The organism is Rhizobium sp. RCC_161_2 (genome assembly GCF_041355235.1).
GTDB lineage: Bacteria > Pseudomonadota > Alphaproteobacteria > Rhizobiales > Rhizobiaceae > Rhizobium.
The window spans coordinates 141,061-162,240 of sequence record NZ_JBFUPL010000012.1 but is presented as its reverse complement, the minus strand read 5'-3'; the positions used below and the strand labels follow the sequence as shown (position 1 = coordinate 162,240).

Annotated in this window: 20 protein-coding genes and 4 pseudogenes; 16 read left to right on the top strand and 8 right to left on the bottom strand. The window is 57.0% G+C overall.

Annotated features, from left to right (window positions below):
- Nucleotides 1-13: 13 nt before the first annotated feature.
- From AB6803_RS26810 to AB6803_RS26800, 3 genes are read left to right on the top strand one after another with little or no spacing between them, the layout of a single operon-like run.
- A complete protein-coding gene (locus AB6803_RS26810) occupies nucleotides 14-1,114 on the top strand; it encodes a DNA topoisomerase IB (RefSeq protein WP_371111735.1) in 1,101 nt (366 codons plus the stop codon).
- Nucleotides 1,111-1,392, top strand: coding sequence for a hypothetical protein (locus AB6803_RS26805; RefSeq protein WP_371111734.1), 282 nt, complete (start codon nucleotides 1,111-1,113; stop codon nucleotides 1,390-1,392). Before AB6803_RS26810 ends, AB6803_RS26805 begins: the two co-directional genes overlap by 4 nt.
- Nucleotides 1,376-1,984 carry a MarR family winged helix-turn-helix transcriptional regulator gene (locus AB6803_RS26800; protein WP_371111733.1) on the top strand — a complete coding sequence of 203 codons (609 nt, stop codon included), beginning with the start codon at nucleotides 1,376-1,378 and terminating at the stop codon, nucleotides 1,982-1,984. The genes AB6803_RS26805 and AB6803_RS26800 overlap by 17 nt, the downstream gene beginning before the upstream one ends.
- Before the next feature lie 300 nt (nucleotides 1,985-2,284).
- Here AB6803_RS26800 and AB6803_RS26795 read toward each other — a convergent pair whose 3' ends face one another.
- A complete protein-coding gene (locus AB6803_RS26795) occupies nucleotides 2,285-3,181 on the bottom strand; it encodes a hypothetical protein (protein WP_371111732.1) in 897 nt (298 codons plus the stop codon).
- Nucleotides 3,182-3,601: 420 nt separating this feature from the next.
- Nucleotides 3,602-3,798: pseudogene (locus tag AB6803_RS26790) on the bottom strand (hypothetical protein); the annotation flags it as partial.
- Between the two features lie 327 nt (nucleotides 3,799-4,125).
- Between AB6803_RS26790 and AB6803_RS26785 the strand changes: the two are divergent.
- Entirely contained in the window at nucleotides 4,126-4,578 is a 453-nt protein-coding gene (locus AB6803_RS26785) for a hypothetical protein (RefSeq protein WP_371111731.1), read from the top strand.
- A 182-nt stretch (nucleotides 4,579-4,760) separates the two neighbouring features.
- Here AB6803_RS26785 and AB6803_RS26780 read toward each other — a convergent pair whose 3' ends face one another.
- Nucleotides 4,761-6,101, bottom strand: a complete 1,341-nt coding sequence (locus tag AB6803_RS26780; protein ID WP_371111730.1) for an Nramp family divalent metal transporter — start codon at nucleotides 6,099-6,101, stop codon at nucleotides 4,761-4,763.
- A 373-nt stretch (nucleotides 6,102-6,474) separates the two neighbouring features.
- Between AB6803_RS26780 and AB6803_RS26775 the strand changes: the two genes are divergently transcribed.
- Complete coding sequence (locus AB6803_RS26775) at nucleotides 6,475-6,693, top strand: hypothetical protein (protein ID WP_371111729.1); 219 nt, start codon at nucleotides 6,475-6,477, stop codon at nucleotides 6,691-6,693.
- 281 nt (nucleotides 6,694-6,974) lie between these two features.
- Here AB6803_RS26775 and AB6803_RS26770 read toward each other — a convergent pair whose 3' ends face one another.
- A complete protein-coding gene (locus tag AB6803_RS26770; protein ID WP_371111797.1) occupies nucleotides 6,975-7,802 on the bottom strand; it encodes a DUF4142 domain-containing protein in 828 nt (275 codons plus the stop codon).
- Between the two features lie 116 nt (nucleotides 7,803-7,918).
- Nucleotides 7,919-8,077 (bottom strand): annotated as a pseudogene (locus AB6803_RS26765) (cytochrome B6); the annotation flags it as partial.
- 333 nt (nucleotides 8,078-8,410) lie between these two features.
- Between AB6803_RS26765 and glgA the strand changes: the two are divergent.
- The 7 genes and pseudogenes from glgA to AB6803_RS26730 all read left to right on the top strand — a co-directional run bounded on the left by glgA (nucleotide 8,411) and on the right by AB6803_RS26730 (nucleotide 16,407).
- A complete protein-coding gene (gene glgA / locus AB6803_RS26760) occupies nucleotides 8,411-9,883 on the top strand; it encodes a glycogen synthase GlgA (RefSeq protein WP_371111796.1) in 1,473 nt (490 codons plus the stop codon).
- Between the two features lie 204 nt (nucleotides 9,884-10,087).
- Nucleotides 10,088-10,330 carry a DUF982 domain-containing protein gene (locus AB6803_RS26755; RefSeq protein WP_371111728.1) on the top strand — a complete coding sequence of 81 codons (243 nt, stop codon included), beginning with the start codon at nucleotides 10,088-10,090 and terminating at the stop codon, nucleotides 10,328-10,330.
- A 170-nt stretch (nucleotides 10,331-10,500) separates the two neighbouring features.
- Complete coding sequence (locus tag AB6803_RS26750; protein ID WP_371111727.1) at nucleotides 10,501-13,179, top strand: PAS domain S-box protein; 2,679 nt, start codon at nucleotides 10,501-10,503, stop codon at nucleotides 13,177-13,179.
- Between the two features lie 468 nt (nucleotides 13,180-13,647).
- Complete coding sequence (locus AB6803_RS26745) at nucleotides 13,648-14,073, top strand: response regulator (RefSeq protein WP_371111726.1); 426 nt, start codon at nucleotides 13,648-13,650, stop codon at nucleotides 14,071-14,073.
- A gap of 236 nt (nucleotides 14,074-14,309) precedes the next feature.
- Nucleotides 14,310-15,340: pseudogene (locus tag AB6803_RS26740) on the top strand (zinc-dependent alcohol dehydrogenase); the annotation flags it as partial.
- Nucleotides 15,341-15,912: 572 nt separating this feature from the next.
- Entirely contained in the window at nucleotides 15,913-16,149 is a 237-nt protein-coding gene (gene rpsU / locus AB6803_RS26735; protein WP_371111725.1) for a 30S ribosomal protein S21, read from the top strand.
- Between the two features lie 63 nt (nucleotides 16,150-16,212).
- Nucleotides 16,213-16,407, top strand: coding sequence for a hypothetical protein (locus AB6803_RS26730; protein WP_371111724.1), 195 nt, complete (start codon nucleotides 16,213-16,215; stop codon nucleotides 16,405-16,407).
- 282 nt (nucleotides 16,408-16,689) lie between these two features.
- Here the strand turns inward: AB6803_RS26730 and AB6803_RS26725 are convergent, their stop codons facing one another.
- On the bottom strand, nucleotides 16,690-17,220 hold the full coding sequence (locus AB6803_RS26725) for a DUF4142 domain-containing protein (RefSeq protein ID WP_371111723.1): 531 nt from the start codon (nucleotides 17,218-17,220) through the stop codon (nucleotides 16,690-16,692).
- Between the two features lie 110 nt (nucleotides 17,221-17,330).
- On the opposite strand from AB6803_RS26725, the gene AB6803_RS26720 reads away from it, so the two are divergent.
- The 3 genes from AB6803_RS26720 to AB6803_RS26710 all read left to right on the top strand — a co-directional run bounded on the left by AB6803_RS26720 (nucleotide 17,331) and on the right by AB6803_RS26710 (nucleotide 18,513).
- The gene (locus tag AB6803_RS26720) at nucleotides 17,331-17,576 is read left to right on the top strand and encodes a hypothetical protein (protein ID WP_371111722.1); all 246 of its coding nucleotides are present in this window, start codon (nucleotides 17,331-17,333) and stop codon (nucleotides 17,574-17,576) included.
- 43 nt (nucleotides 17,577-17,619) lie between these two features.
- Entirely contained in the window at nucleotides 17,620-17,886 is a 267-nt protein-coding gene (locus tag AB6803_RS26715) for a hypothetical protein (RefSeq protein ID WP_371111721.1), read from the top strand.
- A 195-nt stretch (nucleotides 17,887-18,081) separates the two neighbouring features.
- A complete protein-coding gene (locus AB6803_RS26710) occupies nucleotides 18,082-18,513 on the top strand; it encodes a response regulator transcription factor (RefSeq protein ID WP_371111720.1) in 432 nt (143 codons plus the stop codon).
- Here AB6803_RS26710 and AB6803_RS26705 read toward each other — a convergent pair.
- Nucleotides 18,492-19,482: pseudogene (locus AB6803_RS26705) on the bottom strand (IS630 family transposase). The gene AB6803_RS26710 and the pseudogene AB6803_RS26705 sit on opposite strands and share 22 nt — an antisense overlap.
- A 134-nt stretch (nucleotides 19,483-19,616) precedes the next feature.
- Nucleotides 19,617-20,345 (bottom strand): Crp/Fnr family transcriptional regulator, encoded by a 729-nt coding sequence (locus AB6803_RS26700; RefSeq protein WP_371111795.1) that lies wholly within the window; start codon nucleotides 20,343-20,345, stop codon nucleotides 19,617-19,619.
- Between the two features lie 331 nt (nucleotides 20,346-20,676).
- Between AB6803_RS26700 and AB6803_RS26695 the strand changes: the two genes are divergently transcribed.
- Nucleotides 20,677-20,988: a DUF982 domain-containing protein gene (locus AB6803_RS26695; protein ID WP_371111719.1), complete on the top strand. Its 312-nt coding sequence runs from the start codon at nucleotides 20,677-20,679 to the stop codon at nucleotides 20,986-20,988.
- Nucleotides 20,989-21,180: the final 192 nt, after the last annotated feature.

Below are 21,180 nucleotides of genomic sequence, written 5' to 3'. Positions count from 1 at the left end.
GAGTTATCGCGTCATGAACCAGATGATTTCAAAAAGCGATACTGCCGCGGCAACCGCTGAAGCCAAGCTTGCCTCCGGTCTCGTTTACATCGCAGGCCTTGAAACCGGGATTACGCGCAAGCGGGGCAAGAAGAGCTTCCTCTACTATATGCCCAACGGGCGCCGGATCACCGACGCGGCCGAAATAGCCCGACTAGATGCGTTGGCCATTCCGCCGGCTTATACGGACGTCATCATCTCGACGAACCCGCACACGCATCTACAGGCGACCGGCACCGATGCTCGCGGCCGCAGACAATATCGCTACCACGCAAATTGGCACAAGGAACGTGCGCGTGCGAAGTTCGAGCATCTGGTCGACTTCGCGCATCGTCTTCCCGATCTCCGCGAGCGCGTTAATGTCGATCTACGCGGCCGCGGTCTGACGATGGAAAGGGCTCTGGCGACAGTCGTATGGATGCTCGACAACCTCTACATCCGCATTGGAAACAACACCTATGCGGAAACGAACCGCTCCTATGGAGTGACCACGTTGCGTAACCGGCATGTAAAGGTAGAGGGTGGCGATGTGAAGTTCCGGTTCAAGGGCAAATCCGGCAAGGAATGGAACCTCGTCCATAGCGACAGGCGCATCGCCAAAGTCGTGCGCGACCTGCAGGAGCTGCCCGGCCAGCACTTATTTCAATATATCTGCGACGAAGGCGCTTGCCGTCAGATCTCTTCCCACGATGTCAACGCTTACATCCGGGAGGTCACTGGCGACGAGTTCACTTCGCGTCAGTTCCGCACCTGGGGCGCGACATGTATGGCGGTCGACGCGCTTGCACCGATGGAACCCGCGGCCTCGGAAAGAGCAGTCGCTCGTCAACTCAATGAAGCCGTCGACCGTGTTGCCGCCAAGCTGGTCAATACTCGGTCCGTCTGCAGGTCCGCTTACATCCATCCCGCCGTCTTCGAAGACTTTCGTGCGGGCAGCCTTAAAGATGTTTTCAAATTGAAGACAAAGAGCGAGCGGCTTTTACAGTGGATGGACGAGGAGGAAATCCGCGTTCTTCTATGGCTAAGGAAGCGTTCACCACCAGCGACAACGCCAACATCGGGAGGTCAATCTTGAATACAGCCAATCTACAGCTCGAAGGTCTCATCATGGCGTTAGCGGCGATCTCAGAGACTTTAGTAGGGAAGGGCATCCTTACTCACCAGGAGATGGCGGAGGCACTCAGGCAGGCGGAGAAGGCAGTCGGAGAGGATGACGATCACCAGCTCTCCGCCTCCAATCGGGCTGCGACCCTGTTTCCAATCCGGGTCCTCGCCCTCGCCAACGAGGCTTCCCAGCGCGGCCGCAAGTTCACTTTCTCCGACTATGCGGAACTCGTTGGGAAGCTCACCTGACGAAATCCAGCGGCTGCAAATTGACGATCGTGTCCGGCGACTCAGATTTAGTTTTGCCAAACTGCCTGTTCAAGAGGCGCTCGACAGGTATCGCAATAGTTTGAAGCGGGCTGGCCAATCGAACATAATACGCTATGCGTATTATGTGCAAATTGATCCCCGAGAGGAAGCCCCGCCGATCCGGAAAGCCGTGCCGGCACTCGGCCGTCGGCTTTGGGCTGAGCGCCCGGAGGGGACGGTCACTTTAGCCGCCCTCAGCATCCTCGGAACGCTCAGCCGGCTCGGTCCTATTCCAGCGACGCGCTTAGCGGCCGAGGAACGATTGCAGCCACAGTCGCTGACCCGCCTGGTCGGCAATCTGGAGCGTGTTGGCCTGGTTGAACGGCAACGGAACATCGTGGACCGTCGTGCCCTTCGGATTGGTCTTACGGAGAAAGGAAGAACAGCCTTGATCGAAGACCTGAATGCACGGCAGCGATGGTTGGAAAAGGCAATGGCAACAGTGTTGACAGACGAAGAGCGCGCCGGCCTGACGACAGCTGCTCAATCCATGCTGAAGCTTGCATTCCATGCAAAGGACCTTGCGGAATGACGGCCAGCCCGCGCGGCTGGATTGATCACGCCATCTTCTGGCACATCTATCCGTTGGGCTTTGTCGATGCAGAACGCAACGCGATTTCAGATAGCGGCGCCCATCACCGCCTCATCGGAACCCGGCGCGCCCAATCTGTTTTCAGTTCTTACCGTTACCGACATCGAGATCGCATCGAAATTTGCCCAATGGTGCATTTATCCAGGTTTGTGAGAAGGGTGGGCCATCAGGCATCCAGGTTAAAGCTACCACACATCAAGCCGCATCCGGCAGCGTGGCTGACGATTAAATGGCCGAATGTCACTCAGCTGTCAGAATGTCTTCCTCCTCATCGCGCTGCCTGCCGCCCACGGCCGCCGCCGCTGAGGCGATGAAAGCGCCTATCAGCAAAGACAGAGATCCGATCAACGCAGTTGTAGCTCCAGCCTTCCCCGCTTTGTCCGCAGCTGCCTTCGCGGCGGTTTTGGCATCATCGATTTGCTTGAGCATCGTCTCGACCCTCGTGCGTGCGTCCGCTTCCGAAAGTCCGCTTCGAGCCGAGACAATCCCGGCGATATAGGTCTTATCGCCGTCCGGGATCTGGCCGCTCGCTGCACCCTGCAACAGGATGCGAGAAACTTCCGCAGCGGCCGCTCCGTCGTCATTACGCGCGCGGTCGCTGGCCTGCGCTGGCCGAAGCAAGGCATCGGTAAAATAGGCGGTCGAAAGATCGAGGCCACCGTTCGATGCCGCGGTCGCGGAAGCCGCAGCGGCCGTCGCATTCGCAAGACTTCCTGTAGCGCTTGCGCCGGCCCCGGCGAGCGATGTTAGTGAGGATGCGAGAAATCCGGCGACGAACATTGTAGCCAACGCCCAGCTCAGAAAGCCATGTGCGGTATCGCGGAAAAATACCTCGTCGGTATGGACTGCGGCCCATTTTGTGCGCAGCCGTCCAGTCAAATATCCGCCGAGAGCCGACGACAGCCATTGCACCACGACCAGCCAGATCGCAGCGGTTACGCCAACTGTTACCGCTGAACTGCTCTCGCCGGACCACGGCGACACCCTGGTCAAACCGAAGCCCGATCCCAAGAGCAGAAGAATGAGTGACGTGCCTGTCGCTGCAACGGCGCCTCCGATGATCGGACCCCACGTTATGGCCGACTTCGGGGATTCGACAGGCGCTGCGCCGGCAAGTAGATTTTCGGCCGAGGGCATGAGCGCCTCCTAACGGGTAAACAGAACAAGAAGAATGACGATCGGCAACGGAATACCGAGAAACCAGAGCAGGATGCCACGACCCATTTTGTGATACCTCCGAACGTGAATTGATGAACATTGCAACGTCGAGCCCTACATTTTGTTCCGAGGCTCTTGCAGAGCATCGCCGCTGTGCGAAGGCCGTCGCCTTTGGCAACAATTCTGGTCGTGAGGGGCAGGGCGACTGGCTTCTGGCCGACATACCCAAGGCGCGCGAGGGTTGAATCCGTGTCAATACTTTTCGGACAGGACGGCGGCTGGGCTAACCGGCGGCGGGTGACTGTTTTCCCGCCATCCAAGCCATCTCGGGTCTCTGTGCCGGCAAGCCTTGGGTGGCAAAAATGACCGACGCCGATGGCTTATTCAAAGAGTGGCCATCTGGAGATAGCGGCTTTCCGTCCGATCGAGCGCAAAGGCATCTCTTCCCTTCGCCGGCGAAAGCCTCGGCCTCCGCTTCCATTTCAACGAACCAACGGCCTATGCGCCTCTCGGCGGTCCATCCCGGCACGAACCAGTCATTGAGACGAACACTCCATCGCGCGGGGACACGCGTCGCGAAAGTGCTGCACGGTGATGCGATCGTGAGGAAGCTCAGTCGTCGCGTGCGGAGGTGAGGATCGCTGTTCAGTTCCTTTTTGATGTCATAAAGCGAAGCTGCGAACTCATGCTCACTCCCATGCGGCGGCCAATCGTTCAGGCGGCCAGTCGGCGCTGGCGTTTTATCCAGATCCTTCAATAGTGGGTAACGATTCCGGCAGAGCAACGGCGCCAGCCCACCGCCCGAGCTTGCGGACTTGCGTCGTTGGAGCAGAGGGTCATTCGCGGGCGAAAACAAATCTTGTCTCCGCCCAAGCGGGAACGTCCACTGCTCTCGTTCGTTTCCCCTCAATATGGAGGAAATCATGTCCAATGTTGTAAAGACCGGCGGCGATGATCCGAACAACGCCACCAGCTCCACTACTTTCGGCCGCTCGGTGGAAAGCCAAGCGCAGATCGCCGATGCGGCTCGCAAGGGAACGGATGATTTGATGGGTTTCGAGGCTCTGAATGTCTACCGCCTTGAACCGCTCGCCGCGCCCGACGATCCTCGCTGGCAAAACGCGCCTAGCCAAGGTGTGCTGCTTGTCGCCGCGAGAACATCTGGAGACGCAAGAATTGTCGCTTCGGCCCGCGAACTCGATTTCATGGAAGTAGACGCCGCGCCGGCTGAGGATGGCACCACGTCGAACGCTAGCGCTTTCAGAGACGACAAACTCTACACCGTGATTGAAGTTGAACACGGGCGCCGTGACCTGCGCCGAGGTGTGCTCGAAGGAACCGTTTCGGTAAACACCATCTCGTCAGCCCAGAGATAAGGAAAGGCGAAGGATGTAGTGCCGCCATTGGGCACTGCAATTTCGGCAACGGCTCTGCGGCGATGCGATTGTCGTTTCCGGCCGGAAAACTTGCGGATGAGATTGACGGCATGCGCAGTGATGATGGAATCCCCACGGAGCGGCCACCGAGCCTTCAGCTATGCACGAGAAGAAGCAAGGAGCTAAGCTCCTGCGCACGTTAGGACAGGAGAATCAGTCATTACCTTCGGTGGCACGTCATAGAACCAACTGACGATGAGGCCGAAGCTCGCGGCAAAAATTGCTGCCGTCGTCACGCATGCCAGGACGTTGATGGCGCGCGAGTTGACTTGATCGCCCATGATCTCCCGGTTGTTGGTCATCAACACGATGAGCAGCAAAAGCGGTGGGGTCGAGAAGCCTTGCACGATGGCCGACCACACCAGCGCCTTCATCGGGTTGAACCCGAGAAAATTCATCACGACGGCAATGGCGGTCACAGCGGCGATGATGACATAGAAACTTGGTGTCTCGCGGGCGGTTGCATGCAGGCTTCCGTTCCAACCGAACGATTGTGCGAGATCGTAAGCAGCGCCGGTGGTCATGACGGGAACTGCGAGAAAACCGACGGATATCACGCCGGCCGCAAACAGGTAGCCGGCCGCGTCGCCGGCGACCGGTTTCAAGGCTTCTGCTGCCTGGGCGGCGGTGTCGATATCCATCTGTCCGTTGGCATGAAGCGTCGTGCCGGTGCAGAGAATGATGAAATACATGATCAGATTGGAGAAGAGCATTCCGATGAGGATCTCGCGACCCGAACTACGCAACTCGCCGTCGGTCGCGCCCTGGCGCTGCTTCAGGGTGGTCTCCCCATTGGCGATCTTCTCTTCGACCTCTTCATTGGACTGCCAGGTGTAAAGATAGGCGGAAAGCGTCGTGCCGATGATGGCGACGAGTATGGACAGGAATTCCTTGTCGAACTGGATCGAGATAACGAAGGTGCCCTTCAAAGTCGCCATCACATCCGGCTTGGCGAGAAGGGCTGCGGCCACATAGGATACCAGCGTCAAGGCGAGCCAGCGGAAGATCTTCCGGATCAGCAGATAGGAGCCGAAAACTTGCAAGGCGAAAATGGTTGCGGCGACGATCACCACGAGGAGCGGCACCGGCAGAGGTACGAAGAGGCCGATGGAGGCGGCGATGGCGCCGAGATCGGCGGCGGCTTCGATCGTATTGCCGAGCACAACACTTATGAGGACGATCCAAAGCAGCCAGCGAGGATAGAAATCGTGGATCGCCTGGAAGAGACCTCGGCCGGATACCTGCCCGAGCTTGGAAGAGAGATAGACGACGGTGAACATCATCGGCAGCGTGATCGGCGCGGTCCATAGGATGTCTGGTCCGAAGCGTGCGCCGGCGCTGGCATAGGTGCCGATCGCCGAAGGATCGTCGGCGGCGGCGCCGGAGACAATGCCGCGGCCCAGAGCACCGCCAAAGCCTGATGCGTACTTTTTTTGATTCTTGTCGGAAGAGTCTTGCGCCATTAGGCAAGCCGCCCGTGCAAGCGCAACGGGATGACCGTCGTCCGTTCGAACCGCTGGCCCGATACCGGTCCATATCGCATTGTGATTTTCATAGCGGCTCTCCAATTCGATAAGCCGAACTCTTCGGTAGGGTGGCGGTTCCGAAGCCGATGAAATCCGTCTGCAGGCTTCCGCTATGATCGATATCGTCAGCCTTTAACGACGTAGGCGATCTTCACGGTGGTTGGATCAACGATGACGATGATTCCGTCGTCGAGCACGAAAAAAGCGATCGGCTTCGTATTGCGGTACGACCTGGACGACCCGTGGTGGAAGCGGTTCCCGCTCTATCGAGCAAGGAATATTCGAGCCCCCGGATATCCGGACGTCGGTCTTGCTGATCGGCCTGATGAGCTTCCTTGATGACCTGCTGCACCTGCGTTTTCTGTTCGACGGTGATATTGGTGTTTGTAGCCGTGTTGCCGCCGGTGTCGCCTTGCGAAGCCTGCGAGGAACTTTGTTGAAAGCCGGTTTTGTTGGACGCGCCACTCTGCTCGCTGGCGTCCTTAGAAGACTTGGGCTGATCCGAACCGCTCTGCTTGCTTGCCGATGACATCTGGGACTGGAAGGCGGGGAAGCCGGGTTTTGGCTGTCGGACTGCGAACCGGAGCGTGGCTGTGTCGTCCAGGGGTGGATGTCTTGCCGTTCTTGTGGGGTTGAGTTCCCGTTGGTCCCGTAGCCGGCGAGCCTGCCGGTGCTATCAGGGCTTGCTTTCGGCGCAGCACCTTTGGAACCGCCCGCCGGCGCGTTCTGCGTTGTCCCGCCTTGCTCCCTGGAGCTTCGCCGCAACCGCCCTTGAACGCGCACTTTTCGGGGACACGGTTCCAATTTTGCTTAGACCGAAGGTTTGATGATCGCGGTTATCCGGGCAAGGGTGCTATTTGGGGATCTCTTCGACGATCGGCCTGATTTCGAAGATTGGTCTATGGTGTTCGTCGAACAGCTAGACCGAAATCTCGAGCGGCGGCGATGGCAAACCTCCGGTGGCCATCTGGGCGAGGATAGCCCTTGCTTCAGCCTTGGCGGCGTCGACATCGTCGAAGTCATAACTAACAGGTTGGGCGCTGCTTGCGCCGATCGCCTGAACATAAAACCGAGGCATGGGTTTCTCCAGCTGGCAATGCCTTGATCTTGAGGGTCTATGGTTTGCTTTCTTTGACCGCCACTGTCGGTAACAGGGGTGCGAACGGCCGAACCGGTCAAGCTCGCATTGATGTGTTGCGCCCACTGGAGATGATCGACCACGATGGGAAGCATTGCGGCGGCGAATTGCTGCAGCTTGACATCCTCGCCCATGGAAATTTCCCAGGCAAGCAGCTGCGCCGTCTTCTGATGCTCGACGATCTGCGCCTTGATATAGGCTTCGTCGAAGGCCGCGCCGCTTAATTTTGCCAGTTGATCGCGCACCGCCTGGTGATCGGGATCCAATGCCGTTGGGACGGGAATGCGGGCATCATCCACCAGGGTCTTGAGCTTGGCATTGGCGTCGTCGTGATCGCGGATCGTCATGCTGGCGAACTGCCTCACGACGTCGGTCTTCGCTTTGCCGGCGGCCATCTTGCCGAATTCCGTCTCGGCCAAACCGCCGGCGGTTGCGAGCTGCGCAAACAGCCTATCCTGATTGTTGGTCTGGTCCGGGGCCGGAACGCTAGGCTTGGACATTCTCGTGTCGACCCCCATGCCAGCGGGATTGCCGATCTGTGCGGCAGCTATGCCATGCAGCATCAGCAGTCCGCCGATCAACATGACGGGGCGATAGATCGGCTTCTCCTTCGCTCTCATAACGTCACCAGATATGCGACGAGATCCTTCTTTTCCTGCTCGGTCAGCTTGACGCTCAGAATGAGATTGAAGAATTCGACCGTCTCGGCCAGCGTCATCAGGCGCCCGTCATCCAGATAAGGCGGCGAGTCCTTGATGCCGCGCAGTGTAAAGCTGCCTCCATCGCATCTAGAGGTTGAAATGCTATGGCTGTAAAAATCGAAAGATGAATTTGCATTTGGTTATAAAAGATCGGGAACTTCCTTGACTTTCAGCGGTTGGAAGCACGTCGATACGGCAATGTATATCCGTCGAGATCGGCGCGACCCAAACGCCGTCAGCTTCAGTCATTACGCCGAAGGTGAGCGGTTAATCTCACAGCAGGTTCGTGGCAACGGCGAGGCTCAGGTCTCGGCGCGATAGGGGGTTTTGCTGCTGTAAGCCATTTCGACCTGGAGGAGAAAGCGGTCGCCGCATGATGCATGTGGAGCGGCCCTGTAGGAGGAAATATGCAGATATTGTCGGTCGCCTCGGAAGTATTTCCGCTGATCAAGACAGGGGGGCTGGCCGATGTTACTGGTTCTCTGCCGAAAGCGCTGCGATCATACGGTATCAGCACGCGCACACTCGTTCCGGGCTATCCAACGATCCTGGAAAGGGTGCAGACGGCGCGCAAGATCGCAACGTTTGAACTGCTCGGCGAGCAGGCAAATCTATTGGCGGCTCATATCGGCGATCTCGATGTCCTAGTGCTGCATGCGCCAACCCTTTACGAGCGCCCAGGCGGTCCCTATCTGGACCAGCACGGCAAGGATCACACAGACAATGATCGGCGTTTCGCGGCTCTTTCGCTTGCGGGGGCGGAAATAGCCACGGGGCTGATGGAAGATTGGCTGCCCGATCTCGTTCATACCCATGACTGGCCAACGGCATTGACCTCCGTCTACCTCCGCCATGTCAAGCGAAGCGAGATTCCAACCGTCCTGACGGTCCATAATCTGGCGTTCCAGGGTCAATTTCCCGCGGAACGGCTTGCTCCTCTCGGTTTGCCCGCCGATGTCTACTCGATCGACTGCCTGGAATATTACGGGGACATCAGCTTTCTCAAGGGCGGCATCGCCACCGCGAATGCCTTAACGACCGTGAGCCCGACCTATGCACGGGAGATCCTCTCCGAAGACCTTGGCATGGGGATGGAGGGAATTCTCAGAAGCCGCCGGCGGATACTGCGCGGAATCGTCAACGGCATCGACGATGAGATCTGGGATCCTGCGACCGATCCCTATATTGCGGCCAACTTCGAACCCGGAACAATTGCGCAGCGGCGTCTCAACCGCGAGCACCTCCTGAATTTCTTCGGCCTGACGGATGACGACGGCCCGATCTTTTCGGTCGTTAGCCGGCTCACTTGGCAGAAAGGCGCCGATCTTCTACCACAGATTATTCCCTTCATCGCCGAAAGCCAGGGTAAACTTGTCGTCTGCGGGCAGGGAGATGGGCACATTGAGGAGATGCTCTGTGACACTGCTGCGGCTTTTCCGCAGACGCTTTCAGTCCACATCGGCTATGATGAGGCGATTGCACATCTTAGCCATGCGGGGAGTGACTTCGTCATTCAGCCTTCTCGGTTTGAGCCCTGCGGATTAACGCAGCTTTATGCTCTACGCTATGGTTCGGTCCCGATTGTCACGCGGACGGGGGGGCTTGCTGAAACCACCATCGATGCAAATGATGCGGCAACGGCTGCGGATGCTGCGACAGGATTTCAGTTTTTTCCCCCAAATGCCCATGAGCTCGGTCATGCCATCGAACGAGCGGCCACTGCTTTCAGGGATCAGAGGCTGTTTCGGCGGCTTCAACTACAGGCAATGAAAGCGGATTTTTCCTGGGGGCGTAGTGCTCGCCTGTATGCAGCGCTGTATTGCGAATTCGCCAAGGGCAAGATTGCTCCTGACCATTGGCGGGACCGCAAGGCCGGCTGACAATGTCATACGCCGATTTGGCGCCTTTCGCAGCACATCGCCTCCGGCATGCCAGCGTCAAAGCAGCGCAATGGCTCTTGATCGGTCGATGGTCGGGAACAAAGTAGATGCTTCTTTGTTCGAGTTCGTTGTGAAGCGAGGACATGACATTGCTCCCTGATGGTCTTCCCTCCGGACATCCCACCGCCCTAACCGAGATTTGGAATGTATCAAACCGCATGGAGAAATCCGGTCGTCGTTCGCCTCGCTGGCGGCACTCAAGTCATCAGGAACGCTGCTGAGGCAACGGATTGCTTATCTCAAGATTGGCCTGGCTCCCGTGGGAGAGCCTACGAGCGCGCTTTACAGGTCTGCTTCCGATGCTTCGAAGGTCACGTCACAGCAGAACAGGTCCGCGGCATGTTCATTGCCGCCTGTGACGAGGCCGATGTGTTGATTTCCCAGTAAGGCCGATGCCATCGACGGTCCACGCGAGGCCTTCTGTCCCTGAACATATCGAGGGCTGACTGGAGCAGCCGACGAGGACCAGGCAAAAGGAAACACGCCGGAACATTCATCGTCCGGAGACGTTATTTGCGCTGCCGTGGTTTTCGGCATGCTCAAAGCGGGATGGGCTCATGGTTCGTGATGGTTTATTGGCTACAAATCTACGTTCGGGATATCAAGAAATTCTGTCGGGCGGTCAAGCGCCAGATATCATCGAAAAATTGCCTTTGGCGATCTGCGCATGTGATTCGCAAGGTCGCATTCTCTGGTTCAACCAGAAGGCCACGCTGCTTTGGGGTCGCACACCAGACATCGGTTCCGATAGCGAACGCTATTGCGGCTCATTCAGGTTGTATTTCAATGGCCGGCAGATTGCGCGCGAAGAAACGCCCATGGCCACTGTGTTGCGCACCGGCATTCCAATGCGCGGCGATGTCGCGAAAGTCGAGCGGCCGGATGGTTCCGCGATATGGGCGATGGTTCACATAGAGCCGGTCGAAGATGACGATGGCCAGATTGTCGGTGCCGTCAATTGCTTCCACGACATCAGCGAGCGCATCGACGTTGAGGAGAGGGGCCAGGAGCAGGCTCAACGCCTCGCTGCGATTTATGGCCATGCTGCGATCGGCATCGCCGAGGTAAGCGCGGATGGCAAGCTCCAGCGGGTAAACGGCCGCCTTGCGGATTTGCTAGGCTACCCGATTGACGAACTCGTCGGACGGTCGATCTTTGATCCAGCCTTGGCTGATAACGCAGAGGAGGACATGCGAGAATTCGAACGTCAAATCCGTGGCTACATTGATCGCTACGGTGTTGAGAAGCGTTTCGTGCGTAAAGATGGCACCAAGATATGGATCGCCGTCAACTCCGAAACTATAAAGGATTCATCGGGCCAGTTCCTATATGCGGTGCGCGTTCAACAAGATATCACTGCACGCAAGGTCGCGGAAGCAGCCCTTGTACGGCATGTCGAAGAACAAGCGGCCCTGTATGAGTTTACGGATGGCCTCCAACGTATGGGAAGTCTTACCGAAATCTTTCATCTTGCACTGGATACGATTGAACGGGCGCTTCATTTCCACCGTGCCGCCATCTTGCTGTTCAACGACACGGGAGCGCTGACATTTGTTGCATCACGCGGTCTATCGCAACGGTATCAATCGGCCGTCGAGAGTCACGGTCCCTGGTCTAAGGACACTCCCGCTCCCAAACCAATCACGATTGAAGATATCGACAAAGCAGATCTCACGGAGCCACTGAAAGATACAATACGCAGTGAAGGAATAGGCGCGCTTGCTTTCATTCCGATTGTCTCGAAAGACCGCCTTCTGGGTAAGGTCATGCTTTACCACCGCAGTCCTCATCCTTTCATGGATTCAGAGATTCAGTTGGCACTAACTGTCGCCCGACAGCTCGGATTTGCGGTGGAGCGCGTTCGGATCGAAGTTGCCCGTGAACGCGCCGAGCGCGCAGCAAATCAGCTCGTTGCCATTGTGGAATCCTCTCACGACGCAATTGTCAGCAAGGATCTCGACGGCATCATCACGTCGTGGAACGAAAGTGCCGAACGCCTGTTTGGTTACAGGGCCGAAGAGATTATAGGAAAGCCGATTACGATGATCATTCCGCCGGATCGCCTGGACGAGGAACCGCTCATCCTAGGGCGGATTCGTCTTGGCGAACGGGTTGACCATTTCGAGACCGTGCGCCGGAGAAAAGACGGTAGCTTTGTCGATATTTCATTGACGATTTCGCCAATTCTGGATGATCGTGGCCGGATTATCGGCGCCTCGAAAATCGCGCGGGATATTTCGGACCGCAGGGCTGCGGAGACTAAACTGAGAGCCAGCGAACAGCATATGAAGGACCTGCTCGCGGCGATACCCGCGGCGATCTACACAACGGATGCAGAAGGCAAGATCACCTATTTCAACGAAGCGGCGGCTGAACTTTCAGGTCGGCGGCCTCAAATTGGCGCGGATGAATGGTGTGTCAGCTGGAAACTATATTGGCCTGACGGTACGCCTCTATCCCATGATCAATGCCCAATGGCGATAGCGCTTAAGGAGAACCGTGCTGTACGCGGCGTGGAAGCGGTCGCTGAAAGGCCCGATGGAACGCGTGTACCATTTATTCCCTATCCCACGCCTTTGCACGATGAGTCTGGCGCTGTTATCGGCGGTATCAACATGCTCGTTGATGTCAGCGAGCGAAAAGAGGCTGAGACACAGCTGCATTTGCTGTTCAGCGAGCTGAACCATCGCGTTAAGAATAATATGCAGATGCTGCAGTCATTGGTAAGCTTGGCGAGCCGGAAGACCGACAACGCTGAAGCCCGCCAAATTCTCCGGGATGCCAGCGAGCGGATTGCTGCCATGGCTGCCGCGCAGCAGGTCCTTTATCGCACGACGAATGCGACGCATTTCGCAGCTGGAGAGCTGGTAAGAGCAGTCAGTGAGGCCCTCCGTCATACATTCCCGACAGCCATCAAAGTCGGCTACGAGATAGACAACACCGTGTCATTGGAAAACGATATGGCGATGCCTCTAGCTCTTATACTCAGCGAGCTGCTCACCAACGCCGTGAAGTATGGGGTTAGCGAGCAGCAGCGAGCCATTCATGCAGGGCTCATAACCGTTGGTGACAAAATCTGCCTTTATGTTGAGGACGATGGTCCCGGTTTCGATTGGGAAACTGTTCGACACCGCTCGTCCGGACTGAAGTTGGTTCAAGGACTCGCGCGCCAGGTACGCGGAAAATTTTCAGTCGCGACCGTGCCGAGAACGAGATGCAGTATCCATTTTTCTTGAAAGGCGCGCGCCATCCCTGACTGCGGTCAGGCACGTTGATTTCTGCGCGTGAACCCGCGTCCATCGGCTTGGATTTTGACATCCGGCTATGAGGCACTTGCGCCTATCGGCATCCGACGGCACGTCGATGCGACAGTCATGGCGCGGTAACGGTATCATGTTGATGCAACGAGAATGAATGGATTCGCGGCCCGCAGCGCAGCAGCCCGTAGACGAGGCGCTGCGAGCTGATCGCGCGCGCAAGTGGCTCGAATATGCTCGCGAAACATCCATCAGCGTCTCCTCTCTCGTCCACCCCGAACTACCCTCCGGGGCGGTTGTTCCCGCCGTAAACGAGAACCGCATTTGCGGAGATGCATGGAGATCTACATTGCCTAAGCGATTCCAGGGGCAGCAGAACGACTGCGTCATGAAAGCGTTGAAATTCGTTCCTATGGATTTTCTGTCGGAACTTCTGGAGGGAACAAGATGACAGAGCCATCGTCCGAGCAGTTGCTCCTATTGTTGGTCGAGGACGAACCTTTGATGCGTATCGCAAACGAGGATACGCTGACGGAACAAGGCTTCCATGTCATCGCTTCCGCGGATGGCCATCAGGGAATGAGAGAACTGGAGCACGATGCAAGCCGCTTCAGCGTTGTTGTGACTGACGTTCGGCTGGGAAGTGGCCCAAGCGGCTGGGATATCGGCCATCGGGCGCGGGCGTTATTACCGGCCATGCCGATCGTTTATACCACCGCCGAAAGCGCCGCGGAATGGGCCGCCAACGGAGTGCCTGGAAGTATATTGATCGAAAAACCGTTTGTTCCCGCGCAGCTGGTTACGGCAATCGCAACATTGTTGAACCAATCGAATAGCTTCAACCCACATGAACTCGGCCCCACCGATTCATGATATCGTAGTTGTTTGCGCATGCGTACGCATGTCCATGAGCCCGATTGCTTGCGTCGCGGCATGAGACCCAGATAGGCACCCACGGATGTTGCGCTTCAAAAGCGGAACGGATCGTCGACGGCGCGAGGGAAGATCAGGCCGCTTTTTTCAAGGGAACAACTTCCGTGCAGTACGGTTTTGGTTTGTCGCGCGCGGCAGTTTCAGCGCGGCGCGATACATCAACGGAGACAGAGGATATGAAGCCACTGACCTGGCACGGCAAGCTCGATATCCGGTGTGAAAGCGTTCCCGATCCGCAGATCCAAGAAGGCCGCGACGCGATCATCAAGGTGACTGCGTGTGCCATCTGTGGTTCCGACCTGCATTTGTATAACGGCATTATGCCCGGAATGCATAGCGGCGATATCGTGGGCCACGAGACCATGGGCGAGGTCGTCGAGGTCGGCAAGGACAACAAAAGCTCAAGGTCGGCGATCGCGTCGTCGTGCCCTTCACCATCTCATGCGGCGAATGCTTCTTTTGCAAGCGGGGTTTCTTCTCGGGCTGCAACCGCAGCAATCCTGATCCATCGAAAGCGAAGAAACTGTGGGGCAGTTCTCCCGCCGGTCTGTTTGGCTATACGCATCTTCTCGGCGGCTACAGCGGCGGACAAGCGGAATATCTGCGTGTTCCTTATGCCGACGTCGGACCGATCAAGATCCCGGAGGGACTGACCGACGAACAGGTGCTCTTTCTCTCTGACATCTTCCCGACCGGTTAAATGGCGGCAGATTTTTGCAACATCCAGCCCGGCGACACCATTGCCATCTGGGGTTGCGGCCCGGTTGGGCAGATGGCAATCAAGTCGGCGTTCATTCTCCGCGCCGAGCGTGTGATTGCCGTCGATACAGTGCCGGAGCGCCTGATGCTTGCCGAGAAGTCAGGGGCGCGGACGCTCGATTTCATGGACGAGGATATTTACGACAGGATAATGGAGCTGACCGATGGACGCGGGGCGGATGCCTGCATCGACGCCGTCGGCACCGAGGCCGACCCCTCGGCAAGCTGGAATTCCAGATTGGACCGCATCAAGGTCGCGACCTTCATGGGCACTGACCGGCCGCATGTCCTTCGCCAGGCGATCCACTGCTGCCGCAACTTCGGAACCGTTTCCATCGTCGGTGTTTATGGCGGCTTCCTCGACAAGATCCCGATGGGTTCGGCGATCAACCGCGGCCTGACCTTTCGCATGGCCCAGACGCCTGTGCAGCATTACCTGCCGCTGCTGAATTCGGTCGCATGTGCGCGAATGTCGACGCGCTCGTCACAGACCTCGCCTCTCAACATGCCAAGATGGCAGCACCGGGAACGGCGAAGAACTGGGCCGAAAGTGCGAACGAACACTAAACTTGCGATTTTCTCTTCCAAGTCGAATGAACTGCACCCGAGGTTCAAGCCCCCTTCGCCTTTTGCGCGGAGGCAGACGCCGGGAGAGATTGTAATTTTGTTCGCGAGTGCCCATATCAAGAATCTGCCAGACACCCCCTTGGGAATCATCCGCCGCGTTGCCGTGGACGGCAAGCGACTGCCCTCCGGATGTTTCGTCACGGGCAAATCCAACCAGAACTGATGACGCTTGCCGATTGGCCGCGAAGTAAACCCTTTGAACAAGACAAACACCACTGCCGCGCCCGCGGCTGTGAAACCGCGTGAGCGCGATGAGGCCGCAGCCCGGCCGACCAGAACTGGAAGTCTTATCCCTGCCTCCTGACACGTCGTGAGCTGCAGGAACCAATCCTCGATCAGCTCGGCTGAACGGTAGGGCCCTCAACAACAGAAACAACAAATAAGGAGAAGACGATGCAGGTACTCGTCAGAGACAACAATGTCGACCAAGCCCTTAGGGTCCTGAAGAAGAAGATGCAGCGCGAAGGACTATTTCGGGAAATGAAGGAACGGCGCGCCTACGAAAAGCCGTCCGAACGCCGTGTTCGGGAAAAGGCGCAGGCCATCAGCCGCCACCGTAAGGCCGCACACAAGAAGCTTCAGCGCGAAGGATTGATCGCTGCGCCCAAACGAAAGACCTCTGCTCGATAGAACCTAGAATGCCGCGTACGCCCGGCGTCGCCGGCGGCGACTTTCCCTGGAAAGGATGAACAGATGGAAGAACTCACCAGCATAACGATCTCCGAAGAGCGCCTGGAGGATTGCCGCGATCTGATGGAACCGGAGCTACAGGATCTGATCCGGAGTACGCTGCAGACAGGCTTCTCGCGCGAAGAGATCCTGATCGCCATCAGCGAATTGGTCGCGGAGGAGTTCGCGACCGTGATGAAAACGCCGAGCGTTCATTGAATGGATCGTTTCCAAGCTTAAGGCGCTCCGGCGGGAGCCTGGTCCCTACGATTTAAGTTCGAACTTCGACACGGCGCTCGAGAGGAGGCCTCCAGGCGGGTGGGGTGAACGGGGCGAGCCTTGATCGCTTCTCCAGCGACTGCCAATCGCAGCACGGGTGCGCCTTGCACGAAACTTTCTTCTACCACCAACCAGCCTTTGCCAACTTTTTTCCGCCGGCGGGAAACGCACGTCGAGGTCTGTCGAATTGGTAGGAGCGGCCCATTGGTGGGCCGCTCCTAATCACTTATTCAAATCGGTGGCCATCTGGAGATGATGCTCCAGGGCGGGGCGGGTCTTTGCGGCCCAAGCCTTCAGATCGGCATTCTCCCCTTCGTCACCATAACGCTTGAACAGGTCGACAGCGTCTTCATGAGCGTTCTGCTGATCTGAATGGTACTGTTTGGTGAAGTCGTCACCCTGAAGCTTTTTCAGATCGTCCAGCTTGCTCTGATGAGCAGACGACATGGCCGCCGGGATTGTCGCCTTCACCTTGCCTGCGCTGATCAGTCCTTTCAGTTCATCCGAGGTCTTTTGATGGTCGGTCAGCATCTGCTGGGCAAATGCCTTCGTCTTGTCGTCCGAACGCTGGAGCGCGAGCTTGCTGGACTCGATTTCGAACATGTCGCTGCTAGCAGCCTCTAAAACGAAATCTTCGGTCTTGGGCGCAACGCCGATCACCGAGTTCACACCGGTTTTCTCGGCGGCGGACTGAGCAAAAGCGGCAGAACCTGCTGTCGCAAGGATGATTGATGTATAGATAAGCGTTCGCATAATGACCTCCTTTTGTCGAAGCTCGAACATCTGACGGTCCTTCTTGTTCCCTCTGCCCAGGAACATCCACCGATGAATGAAGTTTCGTTGCGATAATTCCGGAGAAGCAGATGCCACAGAGTGATCTTTTGAGAGAACCAGCCGGAAATGCCGCCTCCTTGCTTGAGGCGATGACGGATGACGACGTCTTTGGAGCGATGAACGTCTTGGAAACGATCAGCGAAGACGCTGAAGAAGCCGAGCGGGATGAAATCCTGTCAAGGATCGTGTTGGTTGAGGAGGAAATCGAACGACGCTTTCCGGGGCAGGTCCTCGCACCCTATCGTGACTGGAAGAAAAACCAGCCGCTGCTGTGAGCTATGGCAATGCTGGAGCGGCGGAAAGACCATGGAGGAAATAATGAGCAGTTCTGAAACAACGACCGACCATAAGACGATCCAGAAATGGGCGGAAGCGCGAGACGGCCGACCATCCGTAGTCCGCACAAAGGGAAAAGGTGGTGTGCTTCGCATCGACTTCGGCGAAAAGGAGGAAGGTTTCGAAGAAGTCAGCTGGGACGAATTCTTCAAGATTTTCGATCAGAACAGGCTTGCCTTCCTTTATCAGGACAAAACCAAGGATGGCGATACCAGCCGCTTCAGCAAGTTCGTTGACCGGATAGCTTGATGTTCCTTTGAGCGCCTGCAACTGATGACGTCATCAGCGGTATGTAGTGCGAAGCGCCCTACGCGGGGAACAATTGACCGGACCTTCGGTTTGATGCCGGCTCGCGGAGATATGAGGAGCCTCGGTGGGCACCGCCGATGCTCGACCATTCAGCTCTGGCGATCAGAAATCCCGCCTTTGGAATCGTGAGAGAATATGTCCGACTTGATCCATTTTTCTCCTCGCCGGCATTCGCCAAACCATCTCGATGCAGGTGTCGCTTCGGGCAATCGCGGCCGCGATAAGGTGGGCGTGCTGACCTTTCACCGCTGCATAAATTATGGGTCCTACTGGCAAGCCCGGTGTCAGCCCAACGCGGATGAGGCTTTGGTGCTGCTCAAGAATAACAAGATTGATACCCTTTACACGGACATCAACATGCCAGGATCAATGAATGGCCTCGGTCTTGCAAACAGGGTCTTATCGTTGTGGCCGGAAAGGAAAGCGACCGTGGTATCGGGTCTTATTCGCACGACGGGAGCGCATCTTGCCAAAGGCGTGTCCTTCGTCGCAAAACCCATGCCACCGGATAGACTTTTAAGATTGCTCTCATCGCTTAGAGCATTTCATGTTTTGACGGAAGCATAGCCAGCGTTTGTGATATAGTTTGAGCATTCGTCGGGTTGGATTGTTTCGACCAGGCTGCCGATATGACGCCAGGTGTCGTCGATGGTCCGCTTTTGTGCCTGGCGCATCCAATGCTTGATCTTCGAAAAGGCCTGCTCGATTGGATTGAGGTCCGGCGAATAGGGCGGCAGGAACCAGAGCCGTGCTCCGGCTGCTTTGATTGTCTGCCGGATGGCCGCCGACTTGTGGCTGCCGAGATTGTCCATGATGACGATATCGCCTGGCTTGAGGATAGGAACCAACTGCTGCTCGACATAGGCGCGAAAGCACTGGCCGTTAATCGGCCCGTCGAAGACACAAGGCGCTGCCAGCCGATCGCTCCTCAACGCACCCAGGAATGTCAGCGTGCGCCAGTGGCCGTGCGGCGTAAACGCCCGCAGACGCTTGCCCTTTAGTCCCCAGCCCCTGATGGGTGTCATGTTGGTCTTGATCCTGTTCGGCGGGCAATCGATTCACTGGATCGATTGCTTATCCGCCTCACCATCAATGAAGACCAGCCGTTCAGGATCGAGATGATGTTGCAAGGTCTTCCACCGCTCTCTTCTGCGAGCAACGTCGGCACGAGCCTGTTCAAGGGCGAACAGCGTTTTTTTTGAAGCGCAGCCCTTCGCTGCGGATGAACTCCCAAATCGTATTGTGAGAGACGGTAATGCCTCGCGATGCCAGTTCGGCCTTCAGGCCATGCAGCGTCAGATGCGGGTTCTGATCAAGCCGCTCAGCAATGAAACGACGATGTGGCTCCAGAATGCGTTTGCGATGGCCCCCCATCTTGCCCGGACGAACCGATCCGGTCGCGCGATAACGCTGGGACCACTTCACCACCGAAGAGACGGCGACCTCGAAACGAGCCGCCACTGCACGGCTGCTCTCGCCGCTCAACACGGCGGCAACAACACGCTCACGAAGATCATTCGATAAAGGTGCCGTCATGAGATGCTGGCCTCCACCCAGCCAGCATCATTGAATCAGAACAAAGTCGATTCGGGAATCCGGCCCGATTCAGAAAAATGCGGAAACGCTCTAGAAACGCCGTCTCAACCGCATGAGGGCCTGCGCACGAGCCGCTATTCCGTTCCCGTCCGATTGGTCAACCGATGCGGCGCTTGGCGATCTGGAATTTGCCGGCCTCCGATCAGCCGTTGGTATTCCTCTTCCGGGATGCCGTAGGAGCCGCCCGCAATCTCAACCAGCAAGTCTCGGTTCAGAATTCGAATGTTGCCACGTGTCGATTTGATAGCGTGCATACCCTCCAGAATATGCAGCTCATTGGTAACCCCAGACCGCCTGACGCCCAACATCAATCCCAAGAATTCGTGGGTCAATGGAAGACTGTTTCCCTCTATGCGGTCGTGACACATTAACAGCCAACGCGCCAAACGCTGATGCATGGTGAATTTCGCCGCTGCCAACGCGGTGTGAGCAAGCTGCATTTCGCAGGTGTGTACATAGTTCAACATCAAGATACGGGTCTCCTGATGGTCGAGGATCGGAAGAAAATCCTCGGTGCTAATCTGAAAGCCTCTGCCTGGCACCTGCATAAACGTCTTATTCGGAGTTTGGTCCACACCAAGGATCACCGGATATCCGGCGACGCCCTCAAAGCCGATGTGACGAATTTCCACACTCCTGCCGTCCACGCTTTCCGCCACCATCGAAGCGATCCCGCTTTCGAGAAAACAAACATGCTCGATCGGCTCTCGCGATCGCACAAGCGGGCGTCTCACCGGAAGATCAACTAATTTCAAATGTCGGGCCACATAGTCGAAAGTTTCCTCCGGAAGTCGCCGCAACAAGATGTTCTTTACGTTCTGCTGGATAGCTCTTGTCGACAATTTCGTCCCACCGTTGAACTAGGATCACGAGACTAAACCAATGATGCGGGCGCTTCTCGGTTAGTGCGTTTTTGACCATTGGAGCCGAGAAGCCATAGCTCTGTCTAAACCCTAACGCTGTTTCGTCATAGCATGATATCCAGCGCTAATGGCCGCGTGACGCTGGTTCCCTCCGCTTGCCACAAGGCCGGGAACACTTTTCAAGGTACTCGATGGCCTCCGGGCTTGAACGACCGGTGACTGTTTACAATATCATTTGACGGTACCATTGGTGGCTTGAAAGGAGGAAAACATGCCGCTGAACGATGTTCTATGGACCCTGCCGGTGAGAATCCGGCTGCAATGCGGTTTGGAGCGCACTTTCAGAGGCGCCTACGAGGCCTTGGATTTTCTCGAAAATGAATGGCCCCTGCGTCGCGGAGAGCGCCATAGACGAGCAATGGAAACCTGCCTCGGCACTCTCACGGGGACCGTCCCCGCTTCAATCGGACGCGATGCATTCATCGCAGCCTGTCTCGAAGCTGGTATGCCTGCCATGGTGACCTCATCCAAGCAAAAACCGGCCATTGATTCGGCCCCGTCAGCGCGCGTCGCTGTTAACTAGCACATCGGCGACGGCCTCGCCTCCGACGCGGCGATGCCTGGAGTCCGATCCGCATGGCTCCCGCAGATCTTGCTTTTGAAACACGGCTACCAGGAGCTGGAGGAAATGATGTAAAGGTCGGCGAAGGTGATCCAAACAATTGCCATCAGTTCCACCAATTTCGGCCGCTCGATGCCAGGCGCAGCCCGCGAC

Bases quoted from the DNA above. Each gene is read 5' to 3' on its own strand.
- AB6803_RS26810 (WP_371111735.1), top strand. From the start codon at position 14: ATGAACCAGATGATTTCAAAAAGCGATACTGCCGCGGCAACCGCTGAA.
- AB6803_RS26795 (WP_371111732.1), bottom strand. From the start codon at position 3,181: ATGCCCTCGGCCGAAAATCTACTTGCCGGCGCAGCGCCTGTCGAATCC.
- AB6803_RS26785 (WP_371111731.1), top strand. From the start codon at position 4,126: ATGTCCAATGTTGTAAAGACCGGCGGCGATGATCCGAACAACGCCACC.
- AB6803_RS26780 (WP_371111730.1), bottom strand. From the start codon at position 6,101: ATGGCGCAAGACTCTTCCGACAAGAATCAAAAAAAGTACGCATCAGGC.
- AB6803_RS26770 (WP_371111797.1), bottom strand. From the start codon at position 7,802: ATGTCCAAGCCTAGCGTTCCGGCCCCGGACCAGACCAACAATCAGGAT.
- glgA (WP_371111796.1), top strand. From the start codon at position 8,411: ATGCAGATATTGTCGGTCGCCTCGGAAGTATTTCCGCTGATCAAGACA.
- AB6803_RS26755 (WP_371111728.1), top strand. From the start codon at position 10,088: ATGTATCAAACCGCATGGAGAAATCCGGTCGTCGTTCGCCTCGCTGGC.
- AB6803_RS26750 (WP_371111727.1), top strand. From the start codon at position 10,501: ATGGTTCGTGATGGTTTATTGGCTACAAATCTACGTTCGGGATATCAA.
- AB6803_RS26745 (WP_371111726.1), top strand. From the start codon at position 13,648: ATGACAGAGCCATCGTCCGAGCAGTTGCTCCTATTGTTGGTCGAGGAC.
- rpsU (WP_371111725.1), top strand. From the start codon at position 15,913: ATGCAGGTACTCGTCAGAGACAACAATGTCGACCAAGCCCTTAGGGTC.
- AB6803_RS26730 (WP_371111724.1), top strand. From the start codon at position 16,213: ATGGAAGAACTCACCAGCATAACGATCTCCGAAGAGCGCCTGGAGGAT.
- AB6803_RS26725 (WP_371111723.1), bottom strand. From the start codon at position 17,220: ATGCGAACGCTTATCTATACATCAATCATCCTTGCGACAGCAGGTTCT.
- AB6803_RS26720 (WP_371111722.1), top strand. From the start codon at position 17,331: ATGCCACAGAGTGATCTTTTGAGAGAACCAGCCGGAAATGCCGCCTCC.
- AB6803_RS26715 (WP_371111721.1), top strand. From the start codon at position 17,620: ATGAGCAGTTCTGAAACAACGACCGACCATAAGACGATCCAGAAATGG.
- AB6803_RS26710 (WP_371111720.1), top strand. From the start codon at position 18,082: ATGTCCGACTTGATCCATTTTTCTCCTCGCCGGCATTCGCCAAACCAT.
- AB6803_RS26695 (WP_371111719.1), top strand. From the start codon at position 20,677: ATGCCGCTGAACGATGTTCTATGGACCCTGCCGGTGAGAATCCGGCTG.